19 protein-coding genes are annotated in these 18066 nt (G+C 37.0%); 5 read left to right on the forward strand and 14 right to left on the reverse strand.

The annotated features are described in order from the left end of the window. Position 1: 1 nt before the first annotated feature. Positions 2–1021 carry an alpha-ketoacid dehydrogenase subunit beta gene (locus ACTJJG_RS10655; RefSeq protein ID WP_063098779.1) on the reverse strand — a complete coding sequence of 340 codons (1020 nt, stop codon included), beginning with the start codon at positions 1019–1021 and terminating at the stop codon, positions 2–4. A gap of 13 nt (positions 1022–1034) precedes the next feature. Then, positions 1035–1997, reverse strand: coding sequence for a thiamine pyrophosphate-dependent dehydrogenase E1 component subunit alpha (locus tag ACTJJG_RS10660; RefSeq protein ID WP_440608940.1), 963 nt, complete (start codon positions 1995–1997; stop codon positions 1035–1037). Between the two features lie 362 nt (positions 1998–2359). Here ACTJJG_RS10660 and lipA point away from each other — a divergent pair, with 362 nt between their 5' ends. Continuing rightward, complete coding sequence (gene lipA, locus ACTJJG_RS10665) at positions 2360–3346, forward strand: lipoyl synthase (protein ID WP_032003587.1); 987 nt, start codon at positions 2360–2362, stop codon at positions 3344–3346. A 156-nt stretch (positions 3347–3502) separates the two neighbouring features. Beyond that, the gene (locus ACTJJG_RS10670) at positions 3503–4642 is read left to right on the forward strand and encodes a transcriptional regulator (protein ID WP_069119330.1); all 1140 of its coding nucleotides are present in this window, start codon (positions 3503–3505) and stop codon (positions 4640–4642) included. A 48-nt stretch (positions 4643–4690) separates the two neighbouring features. Here the strand turns inward: ACTJJG_RS10670 and ACTJJG_RS10675 are convergent, their stop codons facing one another. Continuing rightward, positions 4691–5443, reverse strand: a complete 753-nt coding sequence (locus ACTJJG_RS10675; RefSeq protein ID WP_002113940.1) for a TenA family transcriptional regulator — start codon at positions 5441–5443, stop codon at positions 4691–4693. Between the two features lie 320 nt (positions 5444–5763). Here ACTJJG_RS10675 and ACTJJG_RS10680 point away from each other — a divergent pair, with 320 nt between their 5' ends. Continuing rightward, positions 5764–6993 carry a GGDEF domain-containing protein gene (locus ACTJJG_RS10680; RefSeq protein ID WP_017386898.1) on the forward strand — a complete coding sequence of 410 codons (1230 nt, stop codon included), beginning with the start codon at positions 5764–5766 and terminating at the stop codon, positions 6991–6993. Positions 6994–7234: 241 nt separating this feature from the next. On the opposite strand, the gene ACTJJG_RS10685 is transcribed toward ACTJJG_RS10680, so the two are convergent. The 8 genes from ACTJJG_RS10685 to ACTJJG_RS10720 all read right to left on the reverse strand — a co-directional run bounded on the left by ACTJJG_RS10685 (position 7235) and on the right by ACTJJG_RS10720 (position 14639). Beyond that, positions 7235–7951, reverse strand: a complete 717-nt coding sequence (locus tag ACTJJG_RS10685; protein WP_032057484.1) for a hypothetical protein — start codon at positions 7949–7951, stop codon at positions 7235–7237. Positions 7952–8280: 329 nt separating this feature from the next. Beyond that, on the reverse strand, positions 8281–9372 hold the full coding sequence (aroC, locus tag ACTJJG_RS10690; RefSeq protein WP_002113712.1) for a chorismate synthase: 1092 nt from the start codon (positions 9370–9372) through the stop codon (positions 8281–8283). Positions 9373–9384: 12 nt separating this feature from the next. Continuing rightward, positions 9385–10392 (reverse strand): 50S ribosomal protein L3 N(5)-glutamine methyltransferase, encoded by a 1008-nt coding sequence (gene prmB / locus ACTJJG_RS10695; RefSeq protein ID WP_002113580.1) that lies wholly within the window; start codon positions 10390–10392, stop codon positions 9385–9387. Between the two features lie 236 nt (positions 10393–10628). Next, positions 10629–11834, reverse strand: coding sequence for a tryptophan synthase subunit beta (gene trpB, locus ACTJJG_RS10700; protein ID WP_032057485.1), 1206 nt, complete (start codon positions 11832–11834; stop codon positions 10629–10631). A gap of 36 nt (positions 11835–11870) precedes the next feature. Then, positions 11871–13058 (reverse strand): vWA domain-containing protein, encoded by a 1188-nt coding sequence (locus tag ACTJJG_RS10705; RefSeq protein WP_000498060.1) that lies wholly within the window; start codon positions 13056–13058, stop codon positions 11871–11873. 15 nt (positions 13059–13073) lie between these two features. Then, positions 13074–13925, reverse strand: a complete 852-nt coding sequence (locus ACTJJG_RS10710) for an AAA family ATPase (RefSeq protein ID WP_002113662.1) — start codon at positions 13923–13925, stop codon at positions 13074–13076. Positions 13926–13954: 29 nt separating this feature from the next. Beyond that, positions 13955–14341 (reverse strand): hypothetical protein, encoded by a 387-nt coding sequence (locus ACTJJG_RS10715; protein ID WP_032057487.1) that lies wholly within the window; start codon positions 14339–14341, stop codon positions 13955–13957. Further along, entirely contained in the window at positions 14334–14639 is a 306-nt protein-coding gene (locus ACTJJG_RS10720; RefSeq protein ID WP_005069366.1) for a YcgL domain-containing protein, read from the reverse strand. The genes ACTJJG_RS10715 and ACTJJG_RS10720 overlap by 8 nt, the downstream gene beginning before the upstream one ends. A 463-nt stretch (positions 14640–15102) precedes the next feature. Here ACTJJG_RS10720 and ACTJJG_RS10725 point away from each other — a divergent pair, with 463 nt between their 5' ends. After that, entirely contained in the window at positions 15103–15267 is a 165-nt protein-coding gene (locus ACTJJG_RS10725; protein ID WP_372552513.1) for a hypothetical protein, read from the forward strand. A 73-nt stretch (positions 15268–15340) separates the two neighbouring features. Here the strand turns inward: ACTJJG_RS10725 and ACTJJG_RS10730 are convergent, their stop codons facing one another. The 3 genes from ACTJJG_RS10730 to ACTJJG_RS10740 all read right to left on the reverse strand — a co-directional run bounded on the left by ACTJJG_RS10730 (position 15341) and on the right by ACTJJG_RS10740 (position 17070). Next, positions 15341–15676, reverse strand: coding sequence for a hypothetical protein (locus tag ACTJJG_RS10730; RefSeq protein WP_032057488.1), 336 nt, complete (start codon positions 15674–15676; stop codon positions 15341–15343). 178 nt (positions 15677–15854) lie between these two features. Further along, positions 15855–16121 carry a hypothetical protein gene (locus ACTJJG_RS10735; protein WP_014206661.1) on the reverse strand — a complete coding sequence of 89 codons (267 nt, stop codon included), beginning with the start codon at positions 16119–16121 and terminating at the stop codon, positions 15855–15857. A 97-nt stretch (positions 16122–16218) separates the two neighbouring features. After that, positions 16219–17070 (reverse strand): LysR family transcriptional regulator, encoded by an 852-nt coding sequence (locus ACTJJG_RS10740; protein WP_032070425.1) that lies wholly within the window; start codon positions 17068–17070, stop codon positions 16219–16221. 118 nt (positions 17071–17188) lie between these two features. Between ACTJJG_RS10740 and ACTJJG_RS10745 the strand changes: the two genes are divergently transcribed. Next, the gene (locus ACTJJG_RS10745; RefSeq protein WP_081038763.1) at positions 17189–17863 is read left to right on the forward strand and encodes an FMN-dependent NADH-azoreductase; all 675 of its coding nucleotides are present in this window, start codon (positions 17189–17191) and stop codon (positions 17861–17863) included. Positions 17864–18066: the final 203 nt, after the last annotated feature.

The following is an 18066-nucleotide window of genomic DNA, read 5'->3' on the forward strand; positions in this document are numbered from 1 at the left end:
CCTAAGCCTCCAATGTTTTTCGTACAGCTTGCTCAATACGCTCTACACTTGGAATCCATTCTTTTTCTAAAACTGGAGAGAATGGAACAGGCGTATGTGGTGGCGTTACGAGTTCAATAGGTGCTTTCAAATAGTGGAAACCTTTCTGTGCAACTAGTGCAGCAACATCATGTCCAAAACCACAACGTGCAGCTGATTCATCCACAATAACCACACGTCCAGTCGACGCAACAGACTCTAAAATTCCTTCTTCATCCAGAGGTGAAATTGTGCGAGGGTCGACCACTTCAACCGAAATACCATCTTTTGCCAATTTGTCTGCCACTTCATTAGCACGATGTACCATCAAGCCTAAAGCAATAATGGTCACGTCTGTCCCTTCACGGGTGTAATTTGCTACACCAAAAGGAATGGTATAGGCATCATCTGGAACTTCGCCTTTAATGTCATAGAGCATTTTATGTTCACAGAACACCACAGGGTCGTCATCACGAATGGCCTGAATTAATAGCCCTTTCACATCATATGGGCTAGATGGCACTACAACTTTTAAGCCCGGAACCGCAGCAAATACGTTATATGGTGACTGAGAATGCTGGGCTGCCGCAGAAAAACCAGCGCCAATCATGCCACGTACAACCATTGGTGCTTTTGCTTTTCCGCCAAACATATAACGGAATTTAGCGGCTTGGTTATAGAGCATGTCATGGCACACGCCATAGAAATCCATAAACATTAAATCAGCAACAGGACGTAAACCTGTTGCAGCCGCACCGGCGGCCATACCGATAATTGCAGACTCGGTAATTGGTGTATCAATCACACGTTCTGAACCAAACTCCGTCCATAAACCTTTGGTTACACCAAGTACCCCACCGAAGCCTTCAAGCTCGTTCTCTTCGGTATTTTTACCGCCGTGCCCACCACGAACATCTTCACCAACAACAAATACGGTTGGATCACGGCGCATTTCTGATTCAATCGCTTCTTTAATTGCATTACGAAAACTTTTATTTGGCATCTTTACTATTCCTTTAGTAAGAGACATAGACGTCAGTAAGGAGTTGTTCTGGTTTTGGATAAGCCGCAGCACGAGCTTTAGCAACGGCATCATCAACATTTGCCTTAGAAGCTGCATCAATCTCGTCTAGTTTGGCTTCATCAATTTTGCCTTTGACTTTTTCGCGGAAAATTTTCAAAGGATCTTTATTTTCTTTGATGAACTCGACTTCTTCTTTAGAACGAATCAAGCCAGGGTCACCTTCGAAGTGGCCATAAAAACGGTTTGTAATGGTTTCAATCACACTTGGACCTTCACCACGACGTGCACGTTCAATGGCAGTTTGAGCAGCTTCATAGACGGCAAAGAAGTCTGTACCATCAACTTTAACCGCTGTTAAACCAAAACCTGCTGCACGACCAGCAATGTCCTTACTTCCTACAGCGTAATCATGCCCTGTTCCTTCACCAAAGCCGTTATTTTCGAAAACGAAAATTACTGGAAGTTTAAGTACAACAGCCATATTCATCGCTTCAAAAGTAAGGCCTTGGTTTGAGCCACCGTCACCTGTAAAAGACAGTCCGACCCCACCAGTCTTTAAGGTTTTCGCTGTCAACGCCGCACCAATAGCTAAAGGAGGTCCACCACCCACAATCCCATTGGCACCGAGCATACCTTTATCTAAATCGGCAATATGCATAGAACCGCCTTTTCCACGGCATAGCCCGTCATCTTTACCGAAAATTTCCAGCATCATGGCGTGAATGTCACAACCTTTTGCAATACAGTGTCCATGTCCACGGTGTGTTGAAGTGATATAGTCTTTGTCGGTTAAATTTTCGCAAATCCCGACTGCTACAGCTTCTTCACCACTGTATAAGTGAATAAAGCCAGGAATATCACCATTGGTATTTTCTTCGTGAAGTCGATCCTCAAATTCACGAATATCGCGCATGCGTTTATATGCTGCGAGTAATTGCTCTTCCGTTAATTGCATATCCTTTTCCTTTATTATCTTGATTATTAAAAATCAACCAAGTTTCAGCGAGAGTTATATATTTCGCTATAAATAATAAAGCTCAATTTAATTTAATATGCTATTAGACTAAAAAGTTTTAAATGGTTTTTATGGATATTATTTTTTATTTTTCAAAAACTTGTACAGCAAAAATAAAATTAAAAAATTTTAATACATTTCATTGGCTTGTGAAACAAACCTTTAACCAACCTTTATTAATTTATAATATTAGCTGTGTACTACGCTCATTAATAAACTCTATGTCCTTTATTTAAATTATAAGGATTTTTATTATATAGAGTCTAGTTAAATATTATTTAATATAAAATGGAATTTTATATATGGACTTAAAAAGGCAAATAGAAACTGGTATTAAATTAAGAGGAGCGGATAAAGTTGCTCGCATTCCGATTAAAATTTTACCTACAGAAGAGTTACCGACTAAACCTGACTGGATTAGAGCCAAAATAACCGATTTTGAAGAAATTAACCGCATAAAAAATTTGCTACGCCAACAGAAGTTACACAGTGTTTGCGAAGAAGCGGCGTGTCCAAATTTACCGGAATGTTTTGGTGGAGGTACGGCAACATTTATGATTATGGGCGATATTTGTACTCGTCGCTGCCCATTTTGTGATGTCGCTCATGGTCGCCCAAAACCGCTAGATGAAGATGAACCTAAGCATTTGGCAGAAACAGTCGCAAATCTAAACTTAAAGTATGTCGTGATTACCTCTGTAGACCGCGACGATCTACATGATGGCGGTGCTGCACATTTTGTAAAGTGTATTGAAGAAATTAGAAAACATTGTCCAGAAACATTGATTGAGATTTTAGTACCAGATTTTCGCGGTCGTTTAGAGACAGCGCTTTCAACTCTAAGCTTATCTCCTCCAGATGTGTTTAACCATAATATTGAGACGGTTCCTCGTTTATATAAAGCGATGCGCCCCGGTTCAGATTATCAACATTCGCTTGAGTTACTTAAACGCTTTAAAGCATATTGTCCCGATATCAAAACCAAGTCTGGCCTGATGGTTGGATTAGGAGAAATAGAGGCTGAAGTGCTTGCCCTACTCAATGATTTAAAAGACTATCAAGTCGATCTTGTCACGATTGGTCAATATCTTCAGCCTTCAAAATCACATGCGCCTATTCATCGGTTTGTAAATTTACAAGAATTTGAACGATATACCCGACACGGTAAGCGATTAGGTTTTAAAAATATTTGGAGTGCACCTATGGTTCGTTCTAGCTATTTTGCTGATCGACAATATTTCGGAGAAGAAGTGCCAAAGCCTTTCAGCCGACAAGATGTCTTATCTTAATGATTAGGCAATTAACAAAACTTATCCAATAGGATAATGGTCAAGACTTATAAAATTATTTAAGGTAAGGAGATAACTAGGAAATAGTCACAATAAGAAAGTTATAACTGTTGAGCGGCTACGGATACGCCATTTCAATGATAAAGGAATTTCGATATGGATATGTCAGAACAATTATCATCGCCTTTAATAGACACTAGTCCGTCCTTATTTCGGTCGGAATCCTCATCTCATTCTAAACAATTAGGAAAAAAACCATCACTTGACCTTGAAGCAGCACCTTTGTTTGATCTGGGTGAGGAATGGGAACACTCATTATTTGGTCGTTCGATTCACGAGTGCCATCGCAACTTAATGCATATTGCCGAAGATGCCGATATGGCCATTGGTGTGACTGATCCTCATGGTACTCTACTTTGGACATGGAGTAGTCACCCTATGCGCTCATCGGCTGAGCAAGTACACTTTGTTGAAGGTGGTCAGTGGTCTACTCAGGCAGTAGGTCAAAACGCCATTGGTCTAGCATTAAATACACATTCTGCAAGCTGTGTTTACTCACATGAAAACCAAATGAATAGTGTCAGAGACTGGGTCTGTTATGCAGCACCGATTACCGATGCGAATACAGGTCAGTTTTATGGAATTATGAATTTATCGACTAAATATCAAAAACATAATTCACTTGGAGTTTTAGCAGTAGAGCGTTGTGCTGACATTGTTAAACAAGCAATTCAACTTCATCAGAAAAATATCTTATATATTAAAGCCTTCGGTACTCCTAAAGTTCAATATAACCAACACAGCCTTACATTGACTCAACGTCAAATTGAGATTCTGTGCATTCTAACCCTTTGTCCCGAAGGGATTAATCTTGAAGAACTTCACTATGCTTTATATGGTGATCGGCCTGTAAGTACCACCACTTTAAAAGCAGAACTTTCTCAACTCAGAAACTTAATACCCGACGTTATCGAGTCACGACCATATAGACTTAACTGTGAAATTCAATGTGATTTTTTAATGGCCGAACAAGCCTTAAACCTTGGTTTTACATCAACTACGCTTACACTCTATAGAGGAAGTTTCTTAGCTAAATCAGAAAGTCCTTTTTTATGCGCATGGAGAGATTGTTTTGACGCTCGTTTGAGTCATGTGATTTATCAAATTGAAGATATTGATCAATTATTACGAGTGGTCAGTCGTGTACCAGACCGTGTAGATGCCGTTGAACGTTTACTTGAACTATTACCCGAAGAAACACCTTATCGAACTAAACTCTTAAAGTTGCTCGAATAAAATAAAAGGGAGAATATCCATACGATATTCTCCCTTTTTAAGGCTAGATCAAGCAGAGGCTTGAAGCTGTACCCTATAGCAGTCGTCCAAAGCTAATTCATAATATCGCAGCCCTTCTTCAGCAGCATGAAATGCTTTTTGCTGCCAGTCAGGACGGTCATTACATAAGCGTTTAATCAACTCCATAGCTTCATATGGATGAAGATCATCGTAATGTGCATGAGCGCGCAACCAAGCTAAAGAACGTTTATCAATCGTGACTTCAGGATGATTAGTATAGGTATGAATACCTTTATACACCTGAATAGACCAATCTCCAGTTGCCCATTCAATCGCCAAATTTGTTGCAGCCAGACATTCTGCCAAATTGCCTCGATGACTCATATTCCATAGAAAATGGTTTACAGCATTCATAGCAGCAGGTGGTCGTACATGATCAAGTTCTTCAACTGTTAAGCCAAAACCTCCAGCCCAATCGCGATACCATTTTAAGTGTCGCTCTTCTACCTTAATATTTTGAATTAGCCAATCTCGCGCTTCAGTAACTCCCGGTTCAGAAAATCCAGTCGCTTTCCCCAATGCTCCAGCCATATATGACGGGAAATGGGCGACTAATGGATAGAAATTAAGTAAAGCATAACGGAAACTATCTAGGCTCAATCCCCCATTGGCCATTTCCGTAAAAAACGGATGTTTACTCACCCGTTCTTTAGCTGGTAACAGGTCGTCCCAGAACCGTTGTGACCATCCATTATGCGGCGTAATTTCTAAATTCATTCCATATTGATTTAGAGCAGTCATTGCTAATTTTCCTATTTATATGACAGCAATCATCTGTATTTCACGCTATAAGTCTATCCGAAAATGATAAAGATACAATCGTTAATCGACCATTTGTAACTTTTTTCGATGGATTGGGGAACTTTAGATAATTATTAGGCTAATCATTGAAATGTCGTGATTTTTATCACATTTAACATAGATAAAAATCATTACTTTTTTAAAAAATCTGTATTATTATTTTGAATAAACCACACATTATATAATCAATATTTTTAGATGGAACTTTACTTAAAATAAGTCTCATTTTATGACAACTTCCAATATAGAGAGCATTAATTATGAAGTTGCAGGGTTCCAATATATTGGGACAGGAACAAATAGATTTATTAACCACACGAGGATTAAACTTTGTATGGTTTCCAAAGCAGCTTGAAACGATTTATCGTTTTCAATACCAAAACGGTGCTGCCTATGAATTCCGCTACAGAGCGCCTATTATTTTAATATTATATATATTTTTAAGCTTTGGTATATATCAAGTTTTACCAAGTGAACAAGTTTTATCCTGGTTTAGCTATTATTCTTGGGTTGGTGTAATTGTTCTTATCGCTTGGATTTTATCATTTATTAAAAAATTAAATCAGTATTTTGATTATTATGTAGGAGTTGGCTCGGCTTTAGCGGTAGCAATTACTTTTATTTTAATTAACGTTATTGAGAATGGACAAGATAATGTTCTTTTTCATGCTGCGATGATGTATGCAATCGTTATTATTTATGGTGCTGTTGGTATGCGCTTCTATACAGCCATATTTGCTGGATGGATGGGAGGACTAGTTGGAATTTTAGTAAGTAACTACTTAAATGGTGTGATCGACTGGACGTTCTTAAACCGAACTTACACTTTTAGTAGTTTTTTGGGAATGACCCTCGCCTATGCAACGGACCGTCAACATCGAGAAAACTATCTACAAAACTGTATGATTGAGCTGAATCGCATTGAGCTCATGCAACAAGCGCAGCAGTTATCCTTACTTTCTCAGCAAGATGCACTTACTGGTTTAGCCAATCGACGTTATCTAGATGAAACTTTGGATAATGAATGGCGCCGTGCATTACGACATGAAACCCCACTCACTATTATGATGGTCGATATCGATTATTTTAAAGCATACAATGACACGCTAGGACATCTCAAAGGTGATGAATGTTTAAAAGAAATCGCAATTGCTATTTCTTCTATTGCTGCTCGTAGTGGAGATTTAGTTGCTCGTTATGGTGGTGAAGAGTTTTTACTACTATTTCCAATGACAAATTCTCAGCAAGCTTTGATACAAGTCGAACGTTTAATGAATGCGATTAATAAAATTGCGATTAAACACCCATGTAGTGATGTTTCACCACACGTCACTATTAGTGTAGGAGTCGCAACCACAATTCCACGTCTAAACGATTCTATTTCTGCTTTTGTGGCACGAGCAGATCATGCATTATATAAAGCAAAAACCAATGGACGTAATCAATATAAGATTGCTGTAAACGAAGAACAAATTGTAGATTTGACTTAAAATGGAAAATAACTATTGAGGATAACTTTTGACTAGTGATTACATTATTTGCTTTTGATATTAATCTTTTGAATTAAAATAATGAAAGAATTCTCTATTTAGCTTTTCCATCCGTGGTAAAGCTAAATGTAATCTAGATTTAATATGTACCAGATATTGTTGTTTAGTTCTTAATATTAAATTAAGAATGGTTTAGTTAAGATTAAAACATACCTACTCTAAGCTAAAAAATTCCAGTTCTTCAGAATTCTCCTTTTAACTTCTTCCAAAGTTTATTTATAAAATAGAGCAATAAGTTTTGCTCCATCCTTGGAGGTGTTGTCTGAACAACTTCATTTGAAAATGGCAATATCGAGACAATATTCTCATGTATCGTTTCATAGTTCGGATAAGCCTCTTTTTTAATAATCTCTATAATTTTTTGTATTTCATCTACAGATAAGTTCAAGAATTTTTTAATTTCTTGGACTGTCTTTGATTCAATAGATAATAAAGCACAAACTCTAGTTACATTAACAATTTGCTCTGCATGAATATTTTTAAAGTTTGGATAACAAACAAGTTTATATAGAATTTTTGTCTCAAACGGATCTGTAGCAGTTATATTTTCTATTCGTTCTCGATAAGATTTTTTAAAATATTCATTATTTTCAATTTCTAATAAAATTTTTAAAAGCTCCTGATACCTTAAGGGTCTCTTTAATCCATATTGATAACCTTTTAAAAGCTCAGGATTATTACTTAATACAATTTTAATTTTTTTAGGAAGAAGAATATTTGTATAGCCGCTGTCTAAATCAATAATATATATATCTGGATTATCATCACTATATATCCAATTTTCAGATAGCTGAGAGGATAAAGATAAGTCATGAATAACTTTTATCATTGCCTCTAAGTTTTTAGGCAATAGTTTATCCTTTGACATACAGCCAATTCTATATGTACATTGATTCATTGATATTTCCCCAATTTCAATGATGACTTTGAAAATTATTTGTTTAAAGTAATAAAATTTAAATATGTAATAAACTTATATAAAACTAATTTGAATAAAATTAGCTTTAAGATATAAATATCATGAGCAAGTATAAAATTAATAAGACTTTTATTTCTTACTTAAGCAGATAAATATATTCAGAAATAAATCGCGCGTATTATATTTATATAGAGATTATAAGACAAGGAAATAATTTAAAATTTAATAGAGCCCAATGTGATAAAAAATTAAAGCCCCCAAGTTTAAGTTAAATATGGGGGCTTAATTTACTACAGTCAGAATTATGACTATGGTTCAATTGGTGCAAACGGTGGAACAACATCTGCATTTTGTGCACGATGGCGTAGGAAGTGATCCATTAGGACAATAGCCAACATTGCTTCTGCAATTGGAGTTGCTCGTACACCTACACATGGGTCATGACGGCCTTTAGTCAATACATCAGTATCTTCACGGCTTAAATTAATCGTTTTACCTGGTGTTGTAATACTTGCAGTTGGTTTTAATGCAATAGCGACTCGAATGGTTTGACCACTCGAAATACCGCCTAAAATACCGCCTGCATGGTTCGCTAAGAAGCCATTACTCGTCAACTCATCACGTGTTTCATGACCAAATTGCCCAGCAACTGCGAAACCATCCCCGATTTCAACACCTTTTACCGCATTAATACTCATCATGGCATGAGCAATGTCAGCATCTAGGCGGTCAAAAACAGGTTCACCCCAGCCTACAGGGACTTTTTCAGCTAAAATTTCTAGCTTAGCCCCGCAGCTTGTACCTTGTTCACGTAAAGACGTAACCAATGCTTCAAAACGAGGAACAGCATCTACATCGCCACAGAAAAACGGATTATTTGGAACTTCATTCCAATCTAGCTTTTCAGCAACTTCATTACCAATTTGTGTGACATGACCGCGAATTAATACACCAAATTTTTCTGCTAAATATTTTTTAGCAATAGCACCCGCTGCAACACGCATAGCAGTTTCACGTGCACTCGAACGACCACCACCACGGTAATCACGGAAACCATACTTTTGTGTATAGGTGTAGTCCGCATGACCCGGTCTAAAAGTCTGAGCAATATTGCCGTAATCTTTCGATTTTTGGTCAGTATTACGAATGAGTAAACCAATTGGCGTACCAGTAGTTTTACCCTCAAACACACCAGAAATAATTTCAACTTGATCAGGCTCTTTGCGCTGGGTCGCAAATTTTGATGTACCCGGCTTGCGGCGGTCCAGATCTTTTTGTAGATCTTCTTCAGTTAACTCAAGACCAGGTGGCACACCATCAACAATTGCCATTAAGCCAACGCCATGAGACTCGCCACATGTCGTTACACGAAAGAGTTGTCCAATACTGTTCCCTGCCATATGTACAACTCCTTATGCTTGTTGCTGTTCAAATAATTTTCTATAACGACGACATTGTTCTGCGGTTAAAGCAAAAATGCCAGAACCACCTTTTTGGAAAGTAAGCCAGTTGAAATCAATAGTATTGAAGTTTTGGCGCATAGCCCATTCAGAGTTACCCACTTCAATGACAATTAAACCATCTTCAGTTAAATAATCTGCCGCTTGAGCAAGCATTTTACGCACGAGGTCTAAACCATCTTGGCCTGCTGCCAATGCAAGCTCAGGTTCGTGTAAAAACTCTTCCGGTAAGTCAGCCATGTCTTCAGCATCAACATATGGAGGGTTACTTACAATTAAATCGTACTGGTTTTCAGCTGGAATCTTGGCAAATAGGTCTGATTCAAGTAAAGCAACTTGATATTGTTTATTATGGTGTTCAACATTAATCGATGCTACTTCTAAAGCTTCTTTAGAGATGTCCGTTGCATCCACTTCCGCATCTGGATATGCATAAGCCAAAGCTACAGCAATACAACCAGAACCTGTACACATATCTAAAATACGCTGTGGAGTTTTAGGTTTAGCATTTTCTGGCAGGTTGTTAAGTGCTTCACGCATTTGACCATTTTCATCTAAGCAATATGGTGCAAAACGTTGTTCAATTAATTCAGCAATTGGTGAACGCGGAATAAGTACGCGCTCATCCACATAAAATGGCTTATTAAAGAAGTAAGCTAAATTTAATAAATAAGAAGTCGGAATACGGTCATTAATACGACGTTCTAACAAACTTAAGAATTCTGCTTTTTCACTTGGCAAAAGCTTAGCATCTAAAATCTCTGAGTCTGCTGACCATTCAAGAGATAAGGTTTGTAAAACTAATGCAGAACTTTCTGCAAAATAATCTTCAGTACCTTGTCCTAAATGTGCATCATGTTGACGTAATGCTGATACCCCAAAGCGAATAAAATCTCGAATTGTAGATAAATTTTCAGCAGCTTCCTGTAAATGTTCAGGGCTAATCGTCGGTCGCTCCACTTAGGCGTCTCCAAAGGCAAATTTTGCAAAGTGACTATTCTACTGAGTGAGACAAAGCAACGCAACGCTTTGCCTTGTGAAGCAGTGTTTTACACACCTATCTCTAACAATCACAGCTTAAAATCAGAATACTTTGTTTTAATTAAGAAATAATGAACTTTTAACAAGGTATAGATTTCGTCTATGAAATAAAAAAGCGGTCTTTGAAGTTTGACCGCTTTTGATGTTTAGTGGGTTTAAATCTTAAGTTTTTCTGCCACATAATCCGAATCTTTATCTCCACGACCAGAAAGATTAACCACAATCATGGTTTCTTTCGACAGCTTTGGCGCTTCTCGTATTGCCCATGCGACAGCGTGTGAGCTTTCAAGCGCAGGAACAATTCCTTCTACACGAGATAAGGTCATAAAAGCATCCAAACATTCTTGGTCAGTTGCAGTGCTATATTCCACACGGCCTAAATCTTTTAAGAAACTATGCTGTGGCCCAACACCAGGATAGTCCAATCCTGAAGCAATAGAATGCACGGGTAACGGTTCACCAGCTTCATTTTCAAGCACGTAACACGCCATACCATGAATTTGACTTGGTTTACCTAAGGTTAAAGTTGCCGAATGCATGTGAGTTTCTAAACCATGTCCTGCTGGTTCAACCCCTACCAATTTCACATCCGAATCATTTAGAAATGCTGTAAAGGCACCGATTGCATTTGAACCGCCACCAACACATGCGACAACATAATCTGGGTTTTTACCAAAACGATGATGCGTCTGCTCTTTAATTTCATTGCCAATAATCGATTGAAAATCTCGGACCATTTTTGGAAATGGATGTGGTCCAACCACAGAACCAATCGCATAAATAAAATTTTTAGGGTCTTTTAAATATTCCTCAAACGCGCTATCTACAGCATCTTTTAAGGTTGCTGTACCACGTGTTACTGAAACTAAATGAGCACCCAAAATTTTCATTTTGACCACATTAGGGTGTTCTTTTTCAATATCGACTTGTCCCATATGAATTTCACATGGAATACCAACTAAAGCACAAGCCGTGGCTAAAGCAACGCCATGCTGTCCCGCACCTGTTTCAGCAATAACTTTCTTTTTGCCCATATATTTGGCAAGAAGAGCCTCACCTAAACAGTGATTAATTTTATGGGCACCCGTGTGATTTAAGTCTTCACGTTTTAAATAAATTTGTGCACCGCCTAACTGCTCAGAAAGACGTTTTGCGTGAAATAAAGGACTTGGACGACCTACATAATTTGTAAAGAGGTCTGATAGTTCATTTTGAAATTCTGGTGTATGGCGAATTTCCTCATAAGCAACATTAATTTCATCCATTGCTTCTTTTAAATGCGGAGGAATAAATTGGCCTCCATATTCACCAAAAAATCCCTGTTCATTTGGCAAAGCAATACCATTAATTTGATGTTGCATATCATCCCTCTTTTTAAATTATTAAAGTTATCAAGTTTATCGAGAAAGGTAGCGTGTTAAGTCCTCAATGCCTTTTAGGGTCATTGGATACATATGGTTTTCAAAAATCTCTTTAATCCAACCAATGGTTTGAGTGTAATGCCAATACCCTTCAGTTTCAGGGTTTAACCATGCTGTTTTATCAAAATGTTGACGTAGGCGACGTAACCAAACCTCACCTGTTTCATCATTCATATATTCAACCGAGCCACCTACCGATTTCAGCTCATACGGTGCCATACTGGCATCACCCACCACAATTACACGATAGTCGCGTCCGTAAGTATGGAACAGATCCCACGTATTCATGCGGGTTGCTGTTCTTCGGTAGTTATCTTTCCAAACATAGTCATAAAGACAGTTGTGGAAATAAAAGTACTCAAGCGTTTTGAATTCGGTTTTAGCTGCGCTGAAAAGCTTTTCACATTGGGCAATGTGTGCATCCATCGAACCACCCACATCGAACAACATCAGTACTTTGATTCGATTGCGACGCTCTGGCACCATCTGAACATCCAAGATACCTTGTTTGGCTGTTTCTCGAATAGTTCCATCAACGTCTAACTCTTCAGCTGCGCCTTGGCGAGCAAATTTGCGTAAACGTCGTAACGCAATTTGCATCTGACGAGTTCCAAGAACTTGGTCATCATCTAGATTTTGGTATTTCCGCTGTTCCCAGACTTTAACCGCCGAACGTTTACGCCCCGGCCCACCAATTCTGACGCCTTCTGGATGGTCACCAAAAGCTCCAAAAGGTGAAGTTCCACCTGTGCCAACCATACGGTTACCACCTTGGTGTTTCTTATGCTGTTCGCGTAAACGCTCTTCTAGCATTTTCATCAGTTCTTCTAAAGAACCTGCTTTTTGAAGTTCAGCTCTTTGCTCTGGTGTTAAATGCTTTTCGAGAAGTTCTAAATCGAACCAGTCTTTTGGTAATTTATGAACTTGCTTAAGCAACTCATCGATATCAAAAGTTTCAATGCCATCAAAGTAATCTTTCATGGCACGATCAAACTTATCAAAAAATCGCTCATCTTTAACTAAAATAGTTTTAGCAAGCTGATAGAACTCTTCTTGGTCGGCAAAAACCAAACCTTCACTCACCGCACGGTTTAGATCAATGAGTTCACGAGTGGTAACTGGAACACCATATTTACGTAAGGTGTAAAATAACCGCACAAACATGGGTTACTCCCTCCCTTAACGTCGAGACATGAAAGCCAAGCGTTCGAGAAGTTGTACATCTTGCTCGTTTTTGATGAGAGCACCATATAAAGGTGGAATAGCTTTAGAGGTATCTCGATTACGTAATACATCTTCAGGCATATCATCTGCCATGAGCAAGCTTAACCAATCAATTAACTCAGAGGTTGATGGTGGTTTCTTCAAATTAGGAATTTCACGTAGTTTAAAGAAAACCTGTAAAGCTTCGTTCACCAATGTTGCAGAGATATTTGGGAAATGAACCGCAATGATTTCTCGCATTGTGGCTTCATCTGGAAACTCAATATAGTGGAAGAAGCAACGACGCAAGAAAGCATCTGGCAATTCTTTTTCATTATTTGAAGTAATAATTACAATTGGGCGTTGCGTTGCCGTAATTGTTTCATTCGTTTCATAAACATAAAAAGACATTTTATCGAGTTCATGCAACAAGTCATTTGGAAACTCGATATCGGCCTTATCAATTTCATCAATTAATAATACGCAACGCTCTTCACTGGTGAAAGCTTCCCACAATTTACCGGGTTTAATATAGTTCTTAATATCGTAAACTCGGTCATCACCTAACTGGCTATCTCTTAAACGAGAAACTGCATCATATTCATACAACCCTTGCTGTGCTTTAGTTGTAGATTTGATATGCCAAGTAATCAGTTTTAAACCTAAACTTTGTGCTACTTGTTCAGCAAGTAAAGTTTTACCCGTGCCCGGTTCACCCTTAATCAGTAAAGGCTTTTGCAAAGCACGAGCTGCTTTTACAGCAAGCTTAAGACTATCAGTCGCGATATATTGATCTGTACCGGTAAAATGTTGGGTATCAGCAGACATGTAAAGACCTTATTTTTCTATTTCAATGGTTAGATGGAACGCATGATTTTGTTTGTTGAATATTTTGACCAACAATATCCAATTACCAAACCTAGACCAACTACAAACAGAATTAAAGATAAATTTGACCAAATCAACGGACTATCTTTAGTTAAAACACCAAAAAGGAGTCCAAAAATAGCAGGTGCTACAGATGCATTCGGTCCTTCAGACACTGTTGGTGTAACTAAAATAGCAAATACAATCAGCCAGCTAATTGCACCAAAGGTGGTAGGAAGTCGGCGCATTAATCGCCACCAACACCACAAAGCAATAATAGCGCCTATTCCATAAGCTGTTAAAGCAATAACACCTTCAGGAATAACATCCAAAAAAGAGAATAATTGATTCATTATTCTAGTTTGATCTTCACGCACCACGTAAGCCCTCTGGTTCAACTGCATTCGGGTTAATTAACCCTTCTGGCGGCATCTGAATAAAGAAACCTTTTGTTTGTAATGAGTCTAAAACATGTAAAACATTAACACGCGCCAATTTACGTGTTGGAGCCAACTCTAAATGCATGACAAACGTTGCACGACCAAACGCTTGTAAAACAGCTTCAGGAACATTTTCAAACGGATCAGCTTGTTCCGTATTGTCAGGATAGTTTGGACGAGCAATATACATGTACATTTCATCTTTTTTGCTCGATCTATAAATATCACAGTGCATTTCAAATCAACTCTTGAACTAAGGACAGCATACATGAAAAAAAACGACACACACACGCAGGTTTGTTTACGCATCAGTCGTTTTTTTAATTCTTGAGAAATATTAACCTACAACATTGATTAAGGTCGATAATAACTTTGTTCCAAACAGGAGTTATATTTCACAAAAATAATATAAGTTTTTGATTTTAAATATTAAAACACAAAATCTATTTTATTAAAATAAAAGCAGTTCTTGGATTTTAAAAAAGTATTCATCATCAAAGATTTGATAATAGTGTTCTTGCAAGATTTATACTTAAGCTATCAAAATAATAAATTTCTTTTTCACCTATTTAAGAATACACACTTGAGTAAAACTTTTAACTACTTCACTACACATCACCAGACGTTACTTAACTCGTTTAATAGCGAGATATGTTTCAATAATAAGTATATTGTTCATAGATATGGAGGACGAAATTATGCCTCGTGGTGATAAAACTGCTTATACAGCAAAGCAAAAACGTCAGGCCAAACATATTGTTGAGAGTGAAGTAGATAGAGGCCATTCTCAAGAAGAAGCCGAACGAATTGCATGGTCTACCGTCAACAAACAAGATGGTCGCGGTAAGAAAAAGTCCCATTAATATATAAAAATAAATACTTCTTTAGCCCAAACTAAAGAAGTATTTTTTTATTTAAGGACGTGTTAATTTTTTTCTAGAAGACGCGAGAGCTTTTTATATAGTCATCGCTTACTTGATTTAAGGCACTCAAAATAGCGCTATCATCTTGACTTAATAAAGCATCATTAAGACTTTCCATATAAGTGATGAGTTGGGTTTTAGAAGTATGGGCAAATTCGGTCGTTACAGCTTCATCTTCATATAAGATTACATAACTACGTGCGAAACCGTAGATTAGGTAAACTGCTGCTTTTTCTTTTGTATCTTGAGATTCTTTAAGAGACTGCTCACATGCATTTTTTAAGTCTTTAAATGCATCTGTACCAGTAGATTGATTTTTGAAAGATAAAAGTATTGTTTGGAAGTTCATATCCATATTCCACTCAAAAAGTAAAGCTACAGAACAAGATAGAACCTGTCAAATAATATCCTGATTAATATAAATTTAATTGTAAATAAATTTATATTTAATTTCTTTTAACTCACAATATATCATGCAATAAAAAACCACTCTTTTTTAAGAGTGGTTTAGTTAAAACAATCATTCATTAGAAGCTTATTTCAATTGTAATCGTGGTACCGGAGTGCTCAATATCAGTTGAGACATTAAAACCTCTGCTTCTAAGCTCCTCTTCAACCAGTGTAAGATGATCAGGGCTTATAGCATCAACAGGAAACCAGAAAGTTGCTTTTCGTTTCCCCTCCTTAGATTCAGACTCAGTACCAGTTAAAATTTTTTCCAATATGACGTCTTGATTTATTTTAAAGTTTTTAGCGTTTTGACGAGCTTGTTCAGCATTAAAGTTGTTAAGCATATTTATCTCTCTAATTATTAATTTATCTAATTTTATATCATAAAAACGCTATATAAGTTTTAGTGTTGTGTAGTTAAAACCAATCAGAGATATAGGTTTATTGATTGAATAAACTTTCCACCCATTCGATAAATTTTCTGGCATTTCTATTTTTAAGATCCTCCTTATTTGGAATGTAGTAACACAGCTTTGATTGAACAGCTTTAGTTTTAAACTCCCGTAAAAGATTTGCCTTAACAAACCTTTGGGAAAGTGTAGTAGAACAAAATACCAATCCATTGGCAGATAAAGCCTCGTGTATCCCAAAAATTTCCTGATCAAATTTCTTAATCGTCACCCTATCTTGGTTCCATTCATTTTCCTCAAGCCAAGCCTCTAATGGTGGGCTTGGTAATGCCTTATTTTTCCATTCTGTCGAAAATAAAGTTATTGGTTCACTAGAACATTTAAGCAGATCAAGTTTGGATGAACCAAATACATTAAAAGACTCATATTTAACGATATCTTGAGACTGGACCAAAGATACGTCGCCATATCGAATAGGTAATGTATATAAGTGATTGTCTAAAGTTTCACCTGTAGAAAACTCAACTGATATATTGGGATGCAATTGATAAAATTCATTTATGGAAGGAATTAGCAGCATTGCAGCTAGTGAAGACGTACTAGCGACTCTCACTACGTTTCCATTTACTGTTATTTCATCTAGTGCATCTTCAATCTTACGAAACCCCTCAGAAATTGCTGCAGCAAGTCTTTGCCCTGTCGTTGTAAGCGTTATTTTCCTTACCTGTCGATGAAATAAATCAACATTTAATCTGCTTTCTAGATTCGCAACATGATGTGAAATTGCAGTCGGTGTAAGCGAAAGTTCTTCAGCAGCCAACTTAAAACTACCCAATCGAGCGGCTGATTCAAATGCTTTAAGTGCTTGCAAAGAAACTTGCATGCTTCCTCCCCATTTACATTTATGAATGAATTAAAATCATCTATAAATGTAATTTTCTCGTTTGTCTACTTATGTTTTAAAACTCAAAATAAATTAAATCCTAACCTTTTTGGAATTAATGATGAGTAAAATATTACATATAGATGCTAGTGTCAGAGCTGCGATTAACCCCAACTCAAATCATAATTCTATTTCAAAAAATATTGCCAGTCGGTTGATCAACTCTTGGAAACAACAATTGCCTATAGATGAGTATATTTATCGTGACGTAGGAATGAATCCACCACCCTTTATTAATCAAGACTGGATTGATGCTGTATTCACACCTGACAATAAAAGGACCGAAGCTCAACGTGATGTTTTATCTATATCAGATCAATTAATAGCAGAAGTTTCGAGCTCAGATATTCTTGTAATTTCTTCACCTATGTACAATTACGGCATGCCTGCTCAACTGAAAGCATGGTTTGATCAAATTATTCGTATCAATAAAACCTTTGATTTTGACCTAGCTCGTGGAGACTTTCCCTTACAGCCTCTTTTAGCTGGAAAAATTTTAATTATTATCACTTCCAGCGGTGAATTTGGCTTTGAGAAAGATGGGATTCGGCATGATATGAGTCATCTTGTACCCCACATTCGTACACTGAGCAAATATTTAGGCGTAGAAAAAATTTATGAAATTACTTCTGAGTATCAAGAGTTTGGAGATCATAGGCATATAGAATCATTGGAAAATGCTTTCCAAAAAGCTGAAGAAGTTGTTTCTAAACTTGCTGATTCATTTAGATAATATCTGTAGATTTTAATACTCATTTTTAAATTTCATAAAATTAAGTTACTTTAACTAAGCCATATCATTAAAAATAAAAAAGCCTACCCAATTGGGTAGGCTTTTCATTTCTGCACCGAAACAAACTTATAGTTATATATTATATAAATTGAAGTTGTTTTTCTTAAATCCAAGAATATACAGACCTGTATGTTTAATCAATT

This window comes from Acinetobacter sp. 22512 (assembly GCF_052044755.1).
GTDB lineage: Bacteria > Pseudomonadota > Gammaproteobacteria > Pseudomonadales > Moraxellaceae > Acinetobacter > Acinetobacter pittii.

Coding starts and splice junctions, on each gene's coding strand:
- ACTJJG_RS10655 (WP_063098779.1), bottom strand. CDS start 1,021: ATGCCAAATAAAAGTTTTCGTAATGCAATTAAAGAAGCGATTGAATCA.
- ACTJJG_RS10660 (WP_440608940.1), bottom strand. CDS start 1,997: ATGCAATTAACGGAAGAGCAATTACTCGCAGCATATAAACGCATGCGC.
- lipA (WP_032003587.1), top strand. CDS start 2,360: ATGGACTTAAAAAGGCAAATAGAAACTGGTATTAAATTAAGAGGAGCG.
- ACTJJG_RS10670 (WP_069119330.1), top strand. CDS start 3,503: ATGGATATGTCAGAACAATTATCATCGCCTTTAATAGACACTAGTCCG.
- ACTJJG_RS10675 (WP_002113940.1), bottom strand. CDS start 5,443: ATGACTGCTCTAAATCAATATGGAATGAATTTAGAAATTACGCCGCAT.
- ACTJJG_RS10680 (WP_017386898.1), top strand. CDS start 5,764: ATGAAGTTGCAGGGTTCCAATATATTGGGACAGGAACAAATAGATTTA.
- ACTJJG_RS10685 (WP_032057484.1), bottom strand. CDS start 7,951: ATGAATCAATGTACATATAGAATTGGCTGTATGTCAAAGGATAAACTA.
- aroC (WP_002113712.1), bottom strand. CDS start 9,372: ATGGCAGGGAACAGTATTGGACAACTCTTTCGTGTAACGACATGTGGC.
- trpB (WP_032057485.1), bottom strand. CDS start 11,834: ATGCAACATCAAATTAATGGTATTGCTTTGCCAAATGAACAGGGATTT.
- ACTJJG_RS10705 (WP_000498060.1), bottom strand. CDS start 13,058: ATGTTTGTGCGGTTATTTTACACCTTACGTAAATATGGTGTTCCAGTT.
- ACTJJG_RS10710 (WP_002113662.1), bottom strand. CDS start 13,925: ATGTCTGCTGATACCCAACATTTTACCGGTACAGATCAATATATCGCG.
- ACTJJG_RS10720 (WP_005069366.1), bottom strand. CDS start 14,639: ATGCACTGTGATATTTATAGATCGAGCAAAAAAGATGAAATGTACATG.
- ACTJJG_RS10725 (WP_372552513.1), top strand. CDS start 15,103: ATGCCTCGTGGTGATAAAACTGCTTATACAGCAAAGCAAAAACGTCAG.
- ACTJJG_RS10730 (WP_032057488.1), bottom strand. CDS start 15,676: ATGAACTTCCAAACAATACTTTTATCTTTCAAAAATCAATCTACTGGT.
- ACTJJG_RS10735 (WP_014206661.1), bottom strand. CDS start 16,121: ATGCTTAACAACTTTAATGCTGAACAAGCTCGTCAAAACGCTAAAAAC.
- ACTJJG_RS10740 (WP_032070425.1), bottom strand. CDS start 17,070: ATGCAAGTTTCTTTGCAAGCACTTAAAGCATTTGAATCAGCCGCTCGA.
- ACTJJG_RS10745 (WP_081038763.1), top strand. CDS start 17,189: ATGATGAGTAAAATATTACATATAGATGCTAGTGTCAGAGCTGCGATT.